Here is a 14,808-nt window from a genome sequence, read left to right as displayed (position 1 = left end):
AGCCCCATGCCCCGTTTCCGCCCTTTGCCCGCGCTCTGCCTCGCAGCCGTCCTCGCGCTGCCGGGGCTCGCGCAGGCCCAGACGGTCGCGGACATCCGCGCCGAGGTCGACGTGCTCAACGGTCAGGTGCAGCAGCTCCGCGACGAGCTCGTCCGTCAGGGGGCGGCGGGCGGCCTGCCGGTCGCGCCCGCCACGGCCCTCGAGCGCCTCGACCAGCTCGAGGCCGAGCTCCGGCAGCTCACCAACCGCGTGGACGTGCTCACCAACGACATCGACCGCATCGTCAAGGACGCGACCAACCGCGTGGGCGACATCGAGTTCCGCCTGACCGAGCTCGAGGGCGGCGACGCGAGCGCCGTGGCCGCGACCCCGGCGCCCGAGCTCGGCGGCGGCGTCACCATGCCCCGCCCGCGCCCCCGCACCGAGGGCGGAGCCGGCGGCGGCGGCGCGGCTGGCGCAGTGGCGGCCGGCGCGGCGGGCGGCGGTTTTGGCGGCACCACCGGCGATACCCAGCTCGCCGTCACCGAACAGTCGGATTTCGACGCCGCCATTGCCGCGGCCGATGCCGATCGTCTCGACGAGGCGGTCAGCAAGTTCGACAGCTTTCTCGCCACCTATCCCGGCAGCCCGCTCTCGAGCCGCGCGCAGCTCCGCCGCAGCGAGGTGCTGGCCGAACAGGGCAAGTGGCAGGCCGCCGCGCGCGGCTATCTCGACACGTTCAGCGGCGATCCGCAGGGCCCCACCGGCCCCGAGGCGCTCTTCGGCCTCGGCCGCAGCCTCGCGCGCATCGGCAAGACCTCCGAGGCCTGCCTCACGCTCGACGAGGTCGTGACCCGCTACCCCGGCGCGCCTGTCACCGCGCAGGTGCCGTCGGAGAAGGCCTCCCTGGGCTGCCAGTGAACACCACCCCCCTCCAGGACACCGCCGGGCCCTTCCTCGCCGCGATGGCGCCCGCGCTCGCCGCCCTGCCGCCGGGCGGCCCGCTCGGCGTCGCCGTCTCGGGCGGCAGCGACAGCCTCGCCCTTCTCCTGCTGCTCGAGCGCTGGGCCGCCGCCGCCGGCCGGCCGCTCCGCGTCGTCACCATCGACCATGGCCTGCGTCACGGCAGCGCCGCCGAGGCCGAGACCGTCGCCGGGCTCTGCGCCCTGCGCGGCCTGCCCCATGCGACGCTGCGCTGGCAGGACTGGGACGGCCGCGGCAATCTCCAGGCCAATGCGCGCAGCGCCCGGCGTCGGCTGATCGGGCGCTGGGCGGCGGGCGAGGGGGTCGAGGCGGTGGCGCTCGGCCACACGCTCGACGATCAGGCCGAAACCTTCCTCCTCCGGCTCGCCCGCGGCTCGGGCGTCGATGGCCTCAGCGCCATGGCCCCGGTCTCCCGCCTCGGCGGGCTCCTCTGGCTCCGCCCGATGCTCGGCCTGCGCCGCGATGCGCTGCGCCTCTGGCTCTCCGGCCTCGGCATGTGCTGGGCCGAGGATCCGAGCAATGCCGATCTCCGCTTCGACCGGGTGCGCACCCGCGCGGCCCTCGCCACGCTCGAGGGGCTCGGCATCGGCGCGGAAAACCTCGCGGCCACGGCGGCGCGCATGGCCCGCGCCCGCCTTGCGCTCGAAAGCGCCACCGGAGCCCTCGCCGGCGCCTGCGTTTCGGTGAGCGCGGGCGGCGAGGTCTCGCTCGCGCCCGCCGCCTTCGCCGCCGCCCCGGAGGAGATCCGCCTCCGCCTCCTCGCCGATCTGCTTTGCTGGGTCGGCGCCGAGAGTTACCGCCCGCGCCTCACCCAGCTTGCGCCCGTCGCCGCGGCGGTCGCCGGCGGCCACATCGGCGCGGGTCTGACGCTGCATGGCTGCATCCTGCGCGCCCGCCGCGGCCAGGTGGTCATCCGTCGCGAACCTGGCCGGGTTGCCGCACCCGTATCAGTTGAAAATGGGGTATGGGAGAAACGGTGGAAATTGGATATACTGCCGCCGCGAGCCGAAGGTCTGAAGATTGCCGCGCTGGGCCGTGAAGGGTTGTCACGGGTCCCGGACTGGCGGCAGACAGGCGCTGCCCGCGAGACACTGCTGACGACCCCCGCGATCTGGCGTGAGGATGATCTGGTTGCCGCGCCGCTGGCCGGACTTGGAAACGGGTTTTCCTTCCGGCTCTGTGGCATGCCCGCGGGGCTTGCAGCTGTGTCTCTATTGCATTGAATCCCGGCGGCCACTGCTTATGTTAGCGCAAAGGGGCCCGAGGCGGGAATAACGACGCCGGGACGTATGGGAGAGCTCGCATTGGGCAACACGAAGAACATAGCATTCTGGATCATTCTGTTCCTGTTGATGGTCGCGCTGTTCAACGTCTTTTCGAACGGCAGCCACACCAGCATGGGCCGCGAGATCAGCTATTCGGATTTCCTCGGCCGGGTTGATGACGGCCAGGTGGCGACGGTGAAGCTCGACGGCGAGCGCATCTACATCACCGGCACCGACGGGGTCTCGCTCCAGACGATCCAGCCGCGCAACACCGACGTCCTGCCCGAACTGCGCGAGAACAACGTCGAGATCCAGGCCGTCGCCCAGGAACAGTCGGGCTTCATGTCCGCCCTCGGCCTCTGGCTTCCCTTCCTGCTGCTGATCGGCGTCTGGATCTTCTTCATGAACCGGATGCAGGGCGGCGGCCGCGGCGGCGCCATGGGCTTCGGCAAGTCCAAGGCCAAGCTCCTGACCGAGAAATCCGGCAAGGTCACCTTCAGCGACGTCGCCGGCATCGACGAGGCGAAGGAAGAGCTCGAGGAGATCGTCGAATTCCTGCGCGATCCGCAGAAATTCTCCCGCCTCGGCGGCAAGATCCCCAAGGGCGCGCTGCTCGTCGGCCCTCCCGGAACCGGTAAGACGCTGCTCGCACGCGCCATCGCGGGCGAGGCGGGCGTGCCCTTCTTCACCATCTCGGGCTCCGACTTCGTCGAGATGTTCGTGGGTGTCGGCGCGAGCCGCGTGCGCGACATGTTCGAGCAGGCGAAGAAGAACGCGCCCTGCATCGTCTTCATCGACGAAATCGACGCCGTCGGCCGCCACCGCGGCGCGGGCTACGGCGGCGGCAACGACGAGCGCGAGCAGACGCTGAACCAGCTCCTCGTCGAGATGGACGGCTTCGAGGCCAACGAGGGCGTCATCATCATCGCCGCCACCAACCGCCCCGACGTGCTCGACCCGGCGCTGCTGCGCCCTGGCCGCTTCGACCGCCAGGTCCAGGTCACGAACCCCGACATCAAGGGCCGCGAGAAGATCCTCGGCGTCCATGCCCGCAAGGTGCCGCTCGCCGCGGATGTCGATCTCCGCATCATCGCCCGCGGCTGCCCCGGCTTCTCGGGCGCCGATCTCGCCAACCTCGTCAACGAGGCGGCGCTGATGGCCGCGCGCACCGGCAAGCGCTTCGTCACCATGGACGATTTCGAGAACGCCAAGGACAAGGTGATGATGGGCTCGGAGCGCCGCTCCATGGTCATGACCGACGAGGAGCGCAAGCTCACCGCCTATCACGAGGCGGGCCACGCCATCGTCGGCCTCAACGTCCCGCAGCACGACCCGATCCACAAGGCGACCATCATCCCGCGCGGCCGCGCCCTCGGTCTCGTCCTGAGCCTGCCCGAACGCGACCAGCTCTCGGTCACCATGACCAAGTACAAGTCGCAGATCGCCATGGCGATGGGCGGCAAGGTCGCCGAGGAACTGATCTTCGGCCCCGAGAACGTCACCTCCGGCGCGGCCTCCGACATCCAGCAGGTCAGCCGCATCGCGCGTGCCATGGTCACCCGCTTCGGCATGTCGGAAAAGCTCGGCAACATCGATTACGCCAACGAGCAGTTCTCCTACCTCGGGCCGCAGGGCGGCGGCGTCAACGCCGGCCCCGACACCCAGGAGCAGATCGACGAGGAAGTCCGCAAGCTGGTGGACGAGGGCTACGAGACCGCCAAGCGCATCCTCACCGAGAAGAACGGCGATCTCGACCGCCTCGCCAGGGGCCTGCTCGAATACGAGACCCTGACCGGCAAGGAGATCACCCGCGTCATCGACGGCCTGCCGCTCAACCGCGGCGACGGCGGCGGCGACGACCACGAGGACACCACCCCGGGCGCCTCCGGCATCGCCGCCATCCCCAAGACCGGCAAGTCGCCGCGTCCGGGCCGCGGCAGCGACATGGAGCCGAACCCGGCGGGCTGAGCCCGCGGAAAACCGGCCAGACCTCCGAAGGGCGCCCCCGCGGGCGCCCTTTTTGCATGTCCTGCCGCACTCGCGGACGAAAGCGCCTGTGGCGGCGGGGCCATGCCGGACGGAGGCGCGCGAAGACCGCGTCGGCCTTGCGACCCCTTGAGGGGCCTCCGGTTCGCGCAACGCGCGAACCGGAGCCCGTCGCCGGTCAGACCTTGCTGATCGAATTGCCCCCGTCGGCCAACATGGCCGATCCGGTCACGAAGCTGGAGAGGTCGGACATCAGGAACATCGCCGCATTCGCGATTTCCTCCGGTTTCGCGAGGCGCTTCAGCGCATGAAGACCCGCGATGAAGGCTTCGGTCTCGGGATTTGTCGCCGCATCCATCGCCATGGCCGTCAGCGTGCCGCCGGGCAAGAGCGCATTCGCGCGAATGCCCTGGCTGCCATATTCCACTGCCAGCGCCTGAACCAGGCCGATCAGGCCGGTCTTCGCGGCCGCGTAGGCCCCCATGCCCGGCAATGTCGCGGTGTGGCCGATAAAGGACCCCGTGAACGCCAGGGTTCCGCCCCCGCGCTCCAGCAGGGCAGGAATCTGCGCCCGGGCGGCATGAAACGCCGAGGTGAGATTGGTGGCGAGGATGTCCGACCATTCCTCGGGTGGCGTCTCGGCCACCATCAGGCCGGAGCCGACCCTGCCCGCATTGTTGAAGGCGCCGTCGAGACCGCCGAATTCCGATCTGGCGAGCGCGACGAGCTCGTCGGCATAGCCGGGGTCGGTCACATCCCCCGGCAAGGCCACGGCCGTCCCGCCGGACCGGTTGATCCGGCCGACAACCGCACCCAGCTCCTTCTCCCGGCGCGCTCCAAGAACCACCTGCGCGCCGTTCTTCGCGAAGAGAAGCGCCGCTGCCGCCCCGATGCCGCTGGACGCGCCGGTGATGATGATCGATTTCTTCTCAAGAAGCATGGTTGATCCTTGTTCAACGTTTTCTGCTCCTTGCGGATACGGTCTTGCGGCATCCCGTCCGACCCGGATCATGCGCATCGCCGACCCGGATCATGCGCTTTCATGCGTCTTTTTCCGTGCGGAAAATAATCGCCAACCGCATGGTTTTTCGCGCCCTTCACTTTACCTCCGCCCGGGCCTGCGTCAGGGTCGCCCTTGATTGCTTGGGGGAACAGGCCACCTTTCCCCGCAAAACATTGGGGGGACATCATGGAAACCATCGAGCCAGCCTACGGGACGGCTACGCTGCTGATTATCGCCGTGGGAGCCGTGCTCCTGCTTCTCACGCTCATCCTGCGCTTCCGCGTCCACGCCTTCGTGGCGCTGGTGCTGGTGAGCCTGCTCACCGCGCTCGTCACCCGCATACCCTTTGCCGATGTCGTGCCGACCCTGCTCCAGGGCTTCGGCTCCACGCTCGCCACCGTCGCCCTGCTCGTCGGCTTCGGCGCGATGATCGGGCGCATCCTCGAGGTGACCGGCGGCGCGCAGGTGCTCGCCGACCGCCTCGTCGATGTCTTCGGCGATCACCGCGCACCCTTCGCCCTCGGCGTCGCCTCGCTGCTCTTCGGCTTCCCGATCTTCTTCGATGCGGGCCTCGTCGTGATGCTCCCGATCATCTTCAGCGTCGCGCGCCGCTTCGGCGGCTCGGTCATCACCTACGCCTTCCCCTGCGCCGGGGCCTTCGCGGTGATGCATGCCTTCCTGCCGCCCCATCCCGGACCGGTCGCGGCGGGCGACCTGCTCGGGGCCGACATCGGCCTTCTCGTCTTCGTGGGCCTCGTCGTCGCGCTGCCCACCTGGTTCTTCGGCGCCTATCTCTACGCGCTCTGGGCCGGCAAGCGCTTCGTGCTGCCGGTGCCGGACCTGCTCGGCGGCGGCGAGACGGCGCAGGCGGAGGGTCCGCTCCCGAGCTTCGGCACCGTGATGTCGGTGCTGCTGCTGCCGCTCGGGCTCATCTTCCTCAACACCGGCCTCAACACGCTCGCGACCGTGGGTGTGGTGAACGGCGATGCGGTCTGGGTGAACATCCTGCGCATGATCGGCCAGACGCCGGTCGCGCTCCTCATCACCGTGCTGGTCGCGATGTGGAAGCTCGGCGCCGACCGCCCGGCGGGCGAGCTCGAGAAGATCATGGACCGCGCCCTCGCGCCGGTCTGCGCCATCATCCTCGTCACCGGCGCGGGCGGCATGTTCGGCGGCGTCCTGCGCGCCAGCGGCATCGGCCAGGCGCTCGCGGGCAGCCTCGACCAGCTCGGCATGCCGCTCATCGTCGCGGCCTTCCTGATCTCGACCGCGCTCCGCGTCGCCCAGGGCTCGGCGACCGTCGCGCTCACCACCACGGCGGGCCTGCTCGCGCCCACCGTGGCCGCAACCACCGGCCTCTCGTCCTTCGATCTCTGCTTCCTCGTCATCGCCATCGCCTGCGGCGCGACGGTGCTGAGCCATGTGAACGATTCGGGCTTCTGGCTGGTCGGCCGCTTCCTCGACATGGATGCCAAGACCACGCTCAAGACCTGGACGGTGATGGAAACCCTGCTTGGAACGATCGGATTCGGGATCTGCCTGATCGGATGGTGGCTGCTGTGAGCGCGGAACCGGACCTTCAGCACATCGTCGTCATGGGCGTCTCGGGCTCGGGCAAATCCACCCTCGGCGCCGCGCTCGCGGGCCGCCTCGGCTGGCGCTTCATCGAGGGCGACAGCTTCCACCCGGAGGCCAATGTCGCCAAGATGTCGGCGGGCACCCCCCTCGACGATGCCGACCGCAAGCCCTGGCTCGAGGCGCTGGCCGCCGAGATCGCCCGCAACGAGGCCGCGGGCCGCTCCTCCGTCATCGGCTGCTCGGCGCTCAAGCGCGCCTATCGCGACATCCTGCGCGGCGGGGCGCCGACGGTGCGCTTCTTCCACGTCCACGGCGACCGCGAGGTGCTGGCCGACCGGCTCTCGCACCGCCCCGGCCATTTCTTCCCGGCCAGGCTTCTCGAGTCGCAGCTCTCGACGCTGGAGCCGCTGGCCCCGGACGAGGATGGCGTGGTGATCGACGTGGCCCTGCCGCCCGACGCCCAGCTCGACGCCGCGATGAAGGCGCTCTGATCCGCCCGCCCGGAGCCTCTCCGGGCGGGATTTTCCCGCATCCCGAAACACGGGCCTCCCGCCCGCGATTTCGGGCGGGATTCATGATATGTTAACTACGAAAATTCAATGAATTCAAAGGCCGAATCCCCGTTTTCACGGTGAAAAGCCCCCGTTTCACGCCGGGGTTCACGCCCGCGCCGCCCCGCCTTTTCACCGCCCCGCCGCCGCTCTAGGCTGGGGCCGGACGAAGCGGCGCAAGGGGCGAATTTCCATGGCGATCCTCACACCCACCGAGCTGACCGGCCGGGTTGTCTTCCTCGGGCGCGTGCCCGATCGCGCGGCCGGGCCCGCCTCGGTTCCGGCCGACGAGCTCGCCTTCGGCTTCGAAGGCGTCGCGGGCGAAAGCCACGCGGGCCTCACCCGGGCCTCCTGCTCGCGCGTCACCGGCCAGTATCCGAAGGGCACCGAGATCCGGAACACCCGCCAGGTCTCGATCCTCTCCACCGAGGAGCTCGCCGAAACCGCCCGCCTGCTCGGCATCCCCGCGCTGCCGCCCGAATGGGTCGGGGCGAGCATGGTGCTCGAGGGCATCCCCGATTTCACCCTGGTGCCGCCGTCCTCGCGGCTCGTCTTCGAGGGCGGCGCCTCGCTCACCGTCGACATGGAAAACGCCCCGTGCCAGATTCCCGCCCGCGAGATCGAGGCGCGGCATCCCGGCGTCGGCCGGGGCTACAAGGCGGCCGCCCGCAACCGGCGCGGCGTCACCGCCTGGGTCGAACGCGAGGGCGTGGTCCGCCTCGGCGAGACCGTCCGTCTCCATGTCCCGCCCGTCCGCCTCTACCCCCCGCTCGCCGCCGGGGCGGGCGAGGGGCCGGGTTGAGCCCGGCCGCCCTCCGGCCCGCATTGCAACTCCCCCCGGCTCGCGCTATGGCCGCGCTCATGGCAACAGATCCCAAATCCTGCGCCGACATGGCCGACCTGAGGGCGCTGATCGATGCGCTCGACGCCGAGCTCGTCGCGCTGCTCGTCCGCCGGGCCGCCTGCATCGATCGGGCGGTCGAGCTCAAGCAGGCCGCGGGCTGGCCCGCCCGGATCGAGACCCGGGTGGAGGAGGTCGCGCTGAACGCCCGCATGCGGGCCGAGGCGGCGGGGCTCGACGGCGCGTTCGTCGAGGGTCTCTGGCGCCAGATCATCGAATGGTCGATCGCCCGCGAGGAGCGGGTGCTCGGCCCGGACCGGGCAGAGACCGGAGGAGAGGCTCATGAGCGCTGAGATCATCGACGGCAAGGCCTTCGCGGCCGGTCTGCGCGGTCGCGTGGCCGAAAAGGTGGCCGAGCTGAAGGCCGGCCACGGCATCACGCCCGGCCTCGCCGTGGTCCTCGTGGGCGAGGACCCGGCAAGCCAGGTCTATGTCCGCAACAAGGGCCGCCAGACGCTCGAGGCCGGCATGACCTCCTTCGAGCACCGGCTGCCCGCTGATGCGCCCGAGGCCGAACTGCTCGACCTCGTCGCCCGCCTCAATGCCGATCCGGCGGTCCATGGCATCCTGGTTCAGCTCCCGCTGCCCGGGCACATGAACGAGAACCTCGTCATCAACGCCATCGCGCCCGAAAAGGACGTCGACGGCTTCCATGTCATCAACGCCGGCCGCCTCGCCACCGGCCAGGACGCGATGGTGCCCTGCACGCCGCTCGGCTGCCTGATGCTGCTCCGCGACCGGCTGGGCGCGCTCTCCGGGCTCAATGCCGTCGTGATCGGCCGCTCCAACATCGTCGGCAAGCCGATGGCCCAGCTCCTGCTCCGCGAGAGCTGCACCGTCACCACCGCCCATTCCCGGACCCGCGACATCGCGGCGCTCTGCCGCAGCGCCGATATCCTCGTCGCCGCCATCGGCCGGCCCGGGACCATCACCGGGGAGTGGATCAAGCCGGGCGCGACCGTGATCGACGTGGGCATAAACCGCGTCGAGACGCCCGAGGGCAAGACCAAGCTGGTGGGGGACGTGGATTTCGAAAGCGCGCGGGAAGTCGCGGGCGCGATCACGCCCGTGCCGGGCGGTGTCGGCCCGATGACCATCGCCTGCCTGCTCGCCAACACGATCACCGCCTGCTGCCGGATCCACGGCCTGCCCGATCCCGAAGGTCTCACCGCGGGCTGATCCGCGCGCAATCATTGCACCCGCCCGCGCCGCGCGCTACTTGCGCGGGAGGGGGACCTTCCATCATGCCCGATCTCTTCGACAACCTTCCCGATCCCTCGGGGCCGAAGCCCCGCCGCCAGACCCGGCCCCGCCCGGCGCCGGGCGGGCAGTCCGAAGCGCGCGCCACCGAGCCCGCCGGGCCGCGCCCGCTCGCCGAACGGCTGCGCCCGCAGGTGCTGGCCGATGTCGTCGGGCAGGAGCACGTCCTCGGCCCCGACGGCCCGCTCGGGAACATGCTGGCGGCGCGCGAGCTCGGCTCCATCGTCTTCTGGGGCCCGCCGGGCGTGGGCAAGACCACGATCGCACGGCTGCTCGCGGATGCGACCGACCTGCGCTTCGTGCAGATCAGCGCGATCTTCACCGGGGTCGCGGACCTCAAGAAGATCTTCGAGGCCGCCCGCATCCGCCACGGCAACGGCCAGGGCACGCTGCTCTTCGTCGACGAGATCCACCGCTTCAACAAGGCGCAGCAGGATGCCTTCCTGCCGCTGATGGAAGACGGCACCATCGTGCTCGTGGGGGCGACCACCGAGAATCCCTCCTTCGAGCTCAATGCGGCCCTCCTGTCGCGGGCCCGCGTGCTCACCCTCAAGCGGCTCGACGAGGCGGCGCTCTCGAAGCTTCTCCTGCGGGCCGAGGCCGTGCTCGGCCACGGGCTGCCGGTCACGCCGGAGGCGCGCGACGCGCTGGTCAGGATGGCCGACGGCGACGGGCGGACGCTCTTCAATCTCGTCGAGCAGATCGCGGGCGAAAGCGAGGCGCTCGACCCGGAGGCGCTCTCCCGCCGCGTGACCCGCCGCGCGCCCGTCTACGACAAGGCCGGCGACGGGCATTACAATCTCATCTCCGCGCTCCACAAGTCGGTGCGCGGCTCCGACCCCGACGCTTCGCTCTACTGGCTCGCGCGGATGCTGCGGGCGGGAGAGGACCCGCGCTATCTGGCGCGACGGATCACCCGCATGGCGGTGGAGGACATCGGGCTGGCCGATCCCCGTGCGCAGCGGGTCTGCCTCGATGCCTGGGAGACCTTCGAGCGGCTCGGCTCGCCCGAGGGCGAACTCGCGCTCGGCCAGGCGGTGATCTATCTCGCGCTCGCGCCGAAATCGAACGCGGCCTATGCCGGCTACAAGGAGGCGATGGCCTCGGCCGCGGCCACCGGTTCGCTGGTGCCGCCCAAGCACATCCTCAACGCCCCCACCGGCCTGATGAAGGACGAGGGCTACGGCTCGGGCTATGTCTACGACCACAACACCGAGGCGGGCGTCTCGGGGCAGAACTACTTTCCCGAAGGCATGGAGCGCGAGACCTACTATCGCCCGACAGCGCGCGGCGAGGAGGCGGAGATCCGGGAGCGCGCGGCCAGAATCGCGCAGATCCGCCGCGATGCGGCGCCGGAGTGAACGCGCGGACGTGAGCCCTGCGGTGCCGCCCGGTCTTGACATTCGGCCTTCCGGGCCTTTGGAAGGTGTTTTCCCGTGTATCGAGGCTTCCACATGCCCGTTGTTCTGCAAGTCGCCCTCGGAGGCGCGCTCGGTGCGACATTGCGCCATCTCTGTGCCTGGCAGATCACCCGTCAGGTCGGCAATGCCTTTCCCTGGGGCACGCTCTGCGTCAACGTCGTCGGCTCCTTCATCATGGGGATTGCCGCGATGCTGCTCGTGCGCCGGTCCGACCTCGGGCTGCAGCACATGGCGCCCTTCTTCATGACCGGCATTCTGGGCGGTTTCACCACCTTCTCGGCCTTCTCGCTCGAGACCGTGCTGCTCGTGGAGCGCGGCCGGGCCGATCTGGCGTTTGCCTATGTCGCCGCCTCGGTGGTTCTCGGGCTCGCGGCCTTTGCCGGCGCGATCACGCTGCTCCGCGGCTGGGCCACGGCATGAGCGGGGTTCGTCAGATCAGCATCGGCGCAGAAGACGCCGACCAGAGGCTCGACCGCTGGCTCCGGCGGCTGGCGCCGCATGTCACCCAGGCGAGGATCGAACGGATGTGCCGCAAGGGCGAGATCCGGGTCGATGGCGGCCGGGTGAAGCCCGCGACGCGGCTCGCCGAGGGGCAGGTGGTGCGCGTGCCGCCGCTGCCCGAGACCGAGGCGCCGAAGGCCGAGGCCCCGCGGCCGAAGATCGCCGAGGCCGATGCCGAGATGATCCGGGCCTGTGTGATCTACCGCGACGACCAGATCCTCGCGCTCAACAAGCCGCCCGGCCTCGCGGTGCAGGGCGGCTCGGGGCAGACCCGGCATCTCGACATGCTGACCGAGGCGCTGCGCTTCGGGGCCGAGGACAAGCCGCGTCTCGTGCACCGGCTCGATCGCGACACCTCGGGCGTCATCCTGCTCGCCCGTTCGGCACGCGCGGCAGCGGGGCTCGCCAAGGCGTTCCAGGCGCGCGAGACGCGCAAGATCTACTGGGCCGCGGTGGCGGGCTGCCCCGCGCCGCGCGCCGGTACGATCCGTTACGGCCTGGTGAAGGCGCCGGGCCACGGGCCGGACGGGGCGGGGGAGAAGATGATCTGCATCCATCCCGACCGCGTCGCCGCGACCGAGGGCGCCAAGCGCGCGACCACCGACTACGCGGTGATCGAGGCGGCGGCGACCCGTGCGGCCTGGGTCGCGCTGGCCCCCATCACCGGGCGGACGCATCAGCTTCGCGCCCATATGGCCGAGATCGGCCATCCGATCGTGGGCGACGGCAAATACGGCACCAACGCGCAGGAAAACACCGGCACCGGCTGGGGGGCGCAGCTCGGCGGATCGGTGAGCCGCAAGCTCCATCTCCATTCGCGCAGCCTCACGCTGCGCCATCCGGCGACCGGCAAGCCGCTCCGGATCGCCGCCCCCCTGCCTGACCACATGGCGCGCACCTGGGATCTCTTCGGCTGGGATCCGGCGGAGGCGCCCGATGACCCCTTCCGGGAGGACACATGACCACGCCTCGTCTCGTCATCTTCGACATGGACGGCACCATCGTCGACAGCCAGCACGAGATCCTCGATGCCATGACGACGGCCTTCACCGCGGGCGGGCATCCGGCCCCGAGCCGGGAGGCCGTGCTCGGGATCGTCGGCCTGTCGCTGCCGCAGGCGATGACGGCGCTCGCGCCGCATCTGTCCGAGGCCGAAACCCTCGCGCTGGCCGATGGCTACCGCCAGTGCTTCCTTGCTGCCCGCAACGATGCGGGCTCGCACGCCCCGCTCTATCCCGGCGCGCTCGACGTGATCGAGGCGCTGGCCGCCGATCCCTGGACGCTGCTCGGCATCGCGACCGGCAAGGCGCGCCGCGGGGTCGACCGGTTCTTTACCATGCATCCGATCGAGGCGCATTTCGCGACGATCCAGACCGCCGACAACCATCCCTCGAAGCCGCATCCCTCCATGGTGGAAGCGGCGCTGAGCGAGACAGGCTGCGCGCCCGGCCGGGCCGTCATGGTGGGCGATACCGAGTTTGACATCGTCATGGGCCGCTCGGCGGGGGTTGCGACCATCGGGGTGTCCTGGGGCTACCACCCGCGCGCGCGGCTGGTCGCGGCCGGGGCGGATCTGGTGATCGACGATTATGCCGCCCTTCCCGCGGCGCTCCAGATGCTCTGGGACAAGAGCGCATGATCGGGCGCAAACGGTTCTGGGAGCGCGTTTCCGTCGAGGCGTGCGACGGCGGGTTCGGTGTCGCGCTCGATGGCCGCGTCCTCAAGACGCCGGCCCATGCGCCGCTCGTGGTGCCGACGGCGGCGTTCGCGCGCGAAATCGTGGCGGAATGGGAGGGGATCGAGAGCGAGATCCGGCCCGACGATCTGCCCTTCACCCGCACGGCCAACACGGTGATCGACCGCATCGCCGGCACGCCCGGCCCCGTGGTCGAGGCGCTCGCGGCCTATGGCGAGACCGATCTGCTCTGCTACCGGGCGGAGGGGCCGGATGCGCTCCGGCTCCGGCAGGCGGAGCTCTGGGACCCCTGGCTCGAGTGGTCCGCGCGCGAGATCGGCGCGCCTCTGCTTGCGGTGACCGGGATCATCCACCACGCTCAGCCCGAGCCGAGCCTTGCGGCGCTGCGCGCGGCGGTGGCGGCGCATGATCCCTTCGCCCTCGCGGCCCTCCATGAGCTCGTGACGCTCTCGGGCTCGCTCGTGCTCGCGCTGGCGGTGTCGCGCGGTGCGCTCGACGGCGAGAGCGCCTGGGCGCTGTCGCGGCTCGACGAGATCTGGCAGGCCGAGCAGTGGGGGCACGATCACGAGGCCGAGCAGGCCGCGGCGATCAAATGCGCGGTGTTCCTGCGCGCCGAGGATCAGCTCCGCTTGCTGCGCGTCTGACGCGCAGCTTCTGCCGCTTCGGGCGGCAGAGGTGCCGGATCGCGGCCTTCCGCACCGGGCCGCTGGACGCGCGCGCTTGACCTTTCGCGAATTCGGCCGAAGCTTGCGGTCTGCGGGCCGTTCCGGCCCCGGGGGGACAAGGCGATGCGCGAGCCAGTGCGGGATGCAGGCCGGGAGGAGGCGGCGGTCTCCGACGAGGTCGCGGTCGAGATCATCGGCATGAACAAGTGGTACGGCCAGTTCCACGTCCTGCGCGACATCGACCTCACGGTCTATCGCGGCGAGCGCATTGTGCTCTGCGGCCCTTCGGGTTCGGGCAAGTCGACGCTGATCCGTTGCATAAACCGGCTCGAGGAGCATCAGACCGGCCGGATCATCGTCGATGGCACGGAGCTTACCGGGGATCTCAAGAACATCGACCGGATCCGCTCGGATGTCGGCATGTGCTTCCAGCACTTCAATCTCTTCCCGCATCTCACGATCCTTCAGAACTGCACGCTCGCGCCCATCTGGGTCCGCAAGATGCCGCGGCGGGAGGCCGAAGAGCTGGCGATGCATTTCCTGCGCAAGGTGCGGATTCCGGAACAGGCGGGGAAGTATCCCGGTCAGCTTTCGGGCGGTCAGCAGCAGCGTGTGGCGATCGCGCGCGCGCTTTGCATGCGGCCGAAGATCATGCTCTTTGACGAGCCGACCTCGGCGCTCGATCCGGAGATGATCAAGGAGGTGCTCGAGACCATGATCGAGCTCGCGCTCGACGGGATGACCATGCTCTGCGTCACCCACGAGATGGGATTTGCGCGCAAGGTGGCGCACAGGGTGATCTTCATGGATGGCGGCCAGATCATCGAGCAGGCCCCGCCCGAGACCTTCTTCAACGCCCCCCGCTCCGAACGCACAAAGCTCTTCCTGGGCCAGATCCTCGCGCATTGAGCGATTGCGGGGCGGAGGCGCCGCAGTTCGACGCGCCGCGGATGTGTGTCGCTTGCTGCCCGAAAGGATCGCTCATGCGTCGAGAGCTGGCGGCTCGGTCGTCGGGCCG

15 protein-coding genes are annotated in these 14,808 nt (G+C 70.1%); 14 read left to right on the top strand and 1 reads right to left on the bottom strand.

Annotated elements, in window-relative coordinates:
• Positions 1 to 6: 6 nt before the first annotated feature.
• The 3 genes from ACF66B_RS06845 to ftsH all read left to right on the top strand — a co-directional run bounded on the left by ACF66B_RS06845 (position 7) and on the right by ftsH (position 4,196).
• Positions 7 to 900, top strand: coding sequence for a tetratricopeptide repeat protein (locus tag ACF66B_RS06845; RefSeq protein ID WP_111430860.1), 894 nt, complete (start codon positions 7 to 9; stop codon positions 898 to 900).
• Positions 897 to 2,186, top strand: coding sequence for a tRNA lysidine(34) synthetase TilS (gene tilS / locus ACF66B_RS06840; protein ID WP_392664439.1), 1,290 nt, complete (start codon positions 897 to 899; stop codon positions 2,184 to 2,186). Before ACF66B_RS06845 ends, tilS begins: the two co-directional genes overlap by 4 nt.
• Before the next feature lie 81 nt (positions 2,187 to 2,267).
• Positions 2,268 to 4,196, top strand: a complete 1,929-nt coding sequence (gene ftsH, locus ACF66B_RS06835) for an ATP-dependent zinc metalloprotease FtsH (protein WP_111430861.1) — start codon at positions 2,268 to 2,270, stop codon at positions 4,194 to 4,196.
• A gap of 196 nt (positions 4,197 to 4,392) precedes the next feature.
• Here ftsH and ACF66B_RS06830 read toward each other — a convergent pair whose 3' ends face one another.
• Positions 4,393 to 5,154 (bottom strand): SDR family oxidoreductase, encoded by a 762-nt coding sequence (locus ACF66B_RS06830; protein ID WP_111430862.1) that lies wholly within the window; start codon positions 5,152 to 5,154, stop codon positions 4,393 to 4,395.
• 249 nt (positions 5,155 to 5,403) lie between these two features.
• Between ACF66B_RS06830 and ACF66B_RS06825 the strand changes: the two genes are divergently transcribed.
• The 11 genes from ACF66B_RS06825 to ACF66B_RS06775 all read left to right on the top strand — a co-directional run bounded on the left by ACF66B_RS06825 (position 5,404) and on the right by ACF66B_RS06775 (position 14,699).
• Positions 5,404 to 6,780, top strand: a complete 1,377-nt coding sequence (locus tag ACF66B_RS06825) for a GntP family permease (protein ID WP_111430863.1) — start codon at positions 5,404 to 5,406, stop codon at positions 6,778 to 6,780.
• Positions 6,777 to 7,286: a gluconokinase gene (locus ACF66B_RS06820; RefSeq protein ID WP_392664436.1), complete on the top strand. Its 510-nt coding sequence runs from the start codon at positions 6,777 to 6,779 to the stop codon at positions 7,284 to 7,286. Before ACF66B_RS06825 ends, ACF66B_RS06820 begins: the two co-directional genes overlap by 4 nt.
• A 253-nt stretch (positions 7,287 to 7,539) precedes the next feature.
• Positions 7,540 to 8,148: an MOSC domain-containing protein gene (locus tag ACF66B_RS06815; protein WP_111430865.1), complete on the top strand. Its 609-nt coding sequence runs from the start codon at positions 7,540 to 7,542 to the stop codon at positions 8,146 to 8,148.
• 59 nt (positions 8,149 to 8,207) lie between these two features.
• Entirely contained in the window at positions 8,208 to 8,540 is a 333-nt protein-coding gene (locus tag ACF66B_RS06810; RefSeq protein ID WP_111430944.1) for a chorismate mutase, read from the top strand.
• Positions 8,530 to 9,426, top strand: a complete 897-nt coding sequence (gene folD / locus ACF66B_RS06805; RefSeq protein WP_111430866.1) for a bifunctional methylenetetrahydrofolate dehydrogenase/methenyltetrahydrofolate cyclohydrolase FolD — start codon at positions 8,530 to 8,532, stop codon at positions 9,424 to 9,426. The genes ACF66B_RS06810 and folD overlap by 11 nt, the downstream gene beginning before the upstream one ends.
• Before the next feature lie 65 nt (positions 9,427 to 9,491).
• Complete coding sequence (locus ACF66B_RS06800; protein WP_111430867.1) at positions 9,492 to 10,868, top strand: replication-associated recombination protein A; 1,377 nt, start codon at positions 9,492 to 9,494, stop codon at positions 10,866 to 10,868.
• 93 nt (positions 10,869 to 10,961) lie between these two features.
• The gene (gene crcB, locus ACF66B_RS06795; RefSeq protein WP_111430868.1) at positions 10,962 to 11,348 is read left to right on the top strand and encodes a fluoride efflux transporter CrcB; all 387 of its coding nucleotides are present in this window, start codon (positions 10,962 to 10,964) and stop codon (positions 11,346 to 11,348) included.
• On the top strand, positions 11,345 to 12,391 hold the full coding sequence (locus tag ACF66B_RS06790; RefSeq protein WP_111430869.1) for an RluA family pseudouridine synthase: 1,047 nt from the start codon (positions 11,345 to 11,347) through the stop codon (positions 12,389 to 12,391). Before crcB ends, ACF66B_RS06790 begins: the two co-directional genes overlap by 4 nt.
• Positions 12,388 to 13,068 (top strand): HAD-IA family hydrolase, encoded by a 681-nt coding sequence (locus tag ACF66B_RS06785; RefSeq protein WP_111430870.1) that lies wholly within the window; start codon positions 12,388 to 12,390, stop codon positions 13,066 to 13,068. Before ACF66B_RS06790 ends, ACF66B_RS06785 begins: the two co-directional genes overlap by 4 nt.
• Positions 13,065 to 13,769 (top strand): ATP12 family protein, encoded by a 705-nt coding sequence (locus ACF66B_RS06780; protein WP_111430871.1) that lies wholly within the window; start codon positions 13,065 to 13,067, stop codon positions 13,767 to 13,769. The genes ACF66B_RS06785 and ACF66B_RS06780 overlap by 4 nt, the downstream gene beginning before the upstream one ends.
• A 144-nt stretch (positions 13,770 to 13,913) precedes the next feature.
• On the top strand, positions 13,914 to 14,699 hold the full coding sequence (locus ACF66B_RS06775; RefSeq protein WP_111430872.1) for an amino acid ABC transporter ATP-binding protein: 786 nt from the start codon (positions 13,914 to 13,916) through the stop codon (positions 14,697 to 14,699).
• Positions 14,700 to 14,808 lie beyond the last annotated feature (109 nt).

The organism is Amaricoccus sp. B4 (genome assembly GCF_043226085.1).
Classification (GTDB): domain Bacteria; phylum Pseudomonadota; class Alphaproteobacteria; order Rhodobacterales; family Rhodobacteraceae; genus Amaricoccus.
This window is presented reverse-complemented; position numbering and strand designations above follow the sequence as displayed.

What these genes read in the sequence shown, in the direction of transcription:
- ACF66B_RS06845 (WP_111430860.1), top strand. Translation starts at nt 7, where the DNA reads ATGCCCCGTTTCCGCCCTTTGCCCGCGCTCTGCCTCGCAGCCGTCCTC.
- ACF66B_RS06830 (WP_111430862.1), bottom strand. Translation starts at nt 5,154, where the DNA reads ATGCTTCTTGAGAAGAAATCGATCATCATCACCGGCGCGTCCAGCGGC.
- ACF66B_RS06825 (WP_111430863.1), top strand. Translation starts at nt 5,404, where the DNA reads ATGGAAACCATCGAGCCAGCCTACGGGACGGCTACGCTGCTGATTATC.
- ACF66B_RS06815 (WP_111430865.1), top strand. Translation starts at nt 7,540, where the DNA reads ATGGCGATCCTCACACCCACCGAGCTGACCGGCCGGGTTGTCTTCCTC.
- ACF66B_RS06810 (WP_111430944.1), top strand. Translation starts at nt 8,208, where the DNA reads ATGGCAACAGATCCCAAATCCTGCGCCGACATGGCCGACCTGAGGGCG.
- folD (WP_111430866.1), top strand. Translation starts at nt 8,530, where the DNA reads ATGAGCGCTGAGATCATCGACGGCAAGGCCTTCGCGGCCGGTCTGCGC.
- ACF66B_RS06800 (WP_111430867.1), top strand. Translation starts at nt 9,492, where the DNA reads ATGCCCGATCTCTTCGACAACCTTCCCGATCCCTCGGGGCCGAAGCCC.
- crcB (WP_111430868.1), top strand. Translation starts at nt 10,962, where the DNA reads ATGCCCGTTGTTCTGCAAGTCGCCCTCGGAGGCGCGCTCGGTGCGACA.
- ACF66B_RS06790 (WP_111430869.1), top strand. Translation starts at nt 11,345, where the DNA reads ATGAGCGGGGTTCGTCAGATCAGCATCGGCGCAGAAGACGCCGACCAG.
- ACF66B_RS06785 (WP_111430870.1), top strand. Translation starts at nt 12,388, where the DNA reads ATGACCACGCCTCGTCTCGTCATCTTCGACATGGACGGCACCATCGTC.
- ACF66B_RS06780 (WP_111430871.1), top strand. Translation starts at nt 13,065, where the DNA reads ATGATCGGGCGCAAACGGTTCTGGGAGCGCGTTTCCGTCGAGGCGTGC.
- ACF66B_RS06775 (WP_111430872.1), top strand. Translation starts at nt 13,914, where the DNA reads ATGCGCGAGCCAGTGCGGGATGCAGGCCGGGAGGAGGCGGCGGTCTCC.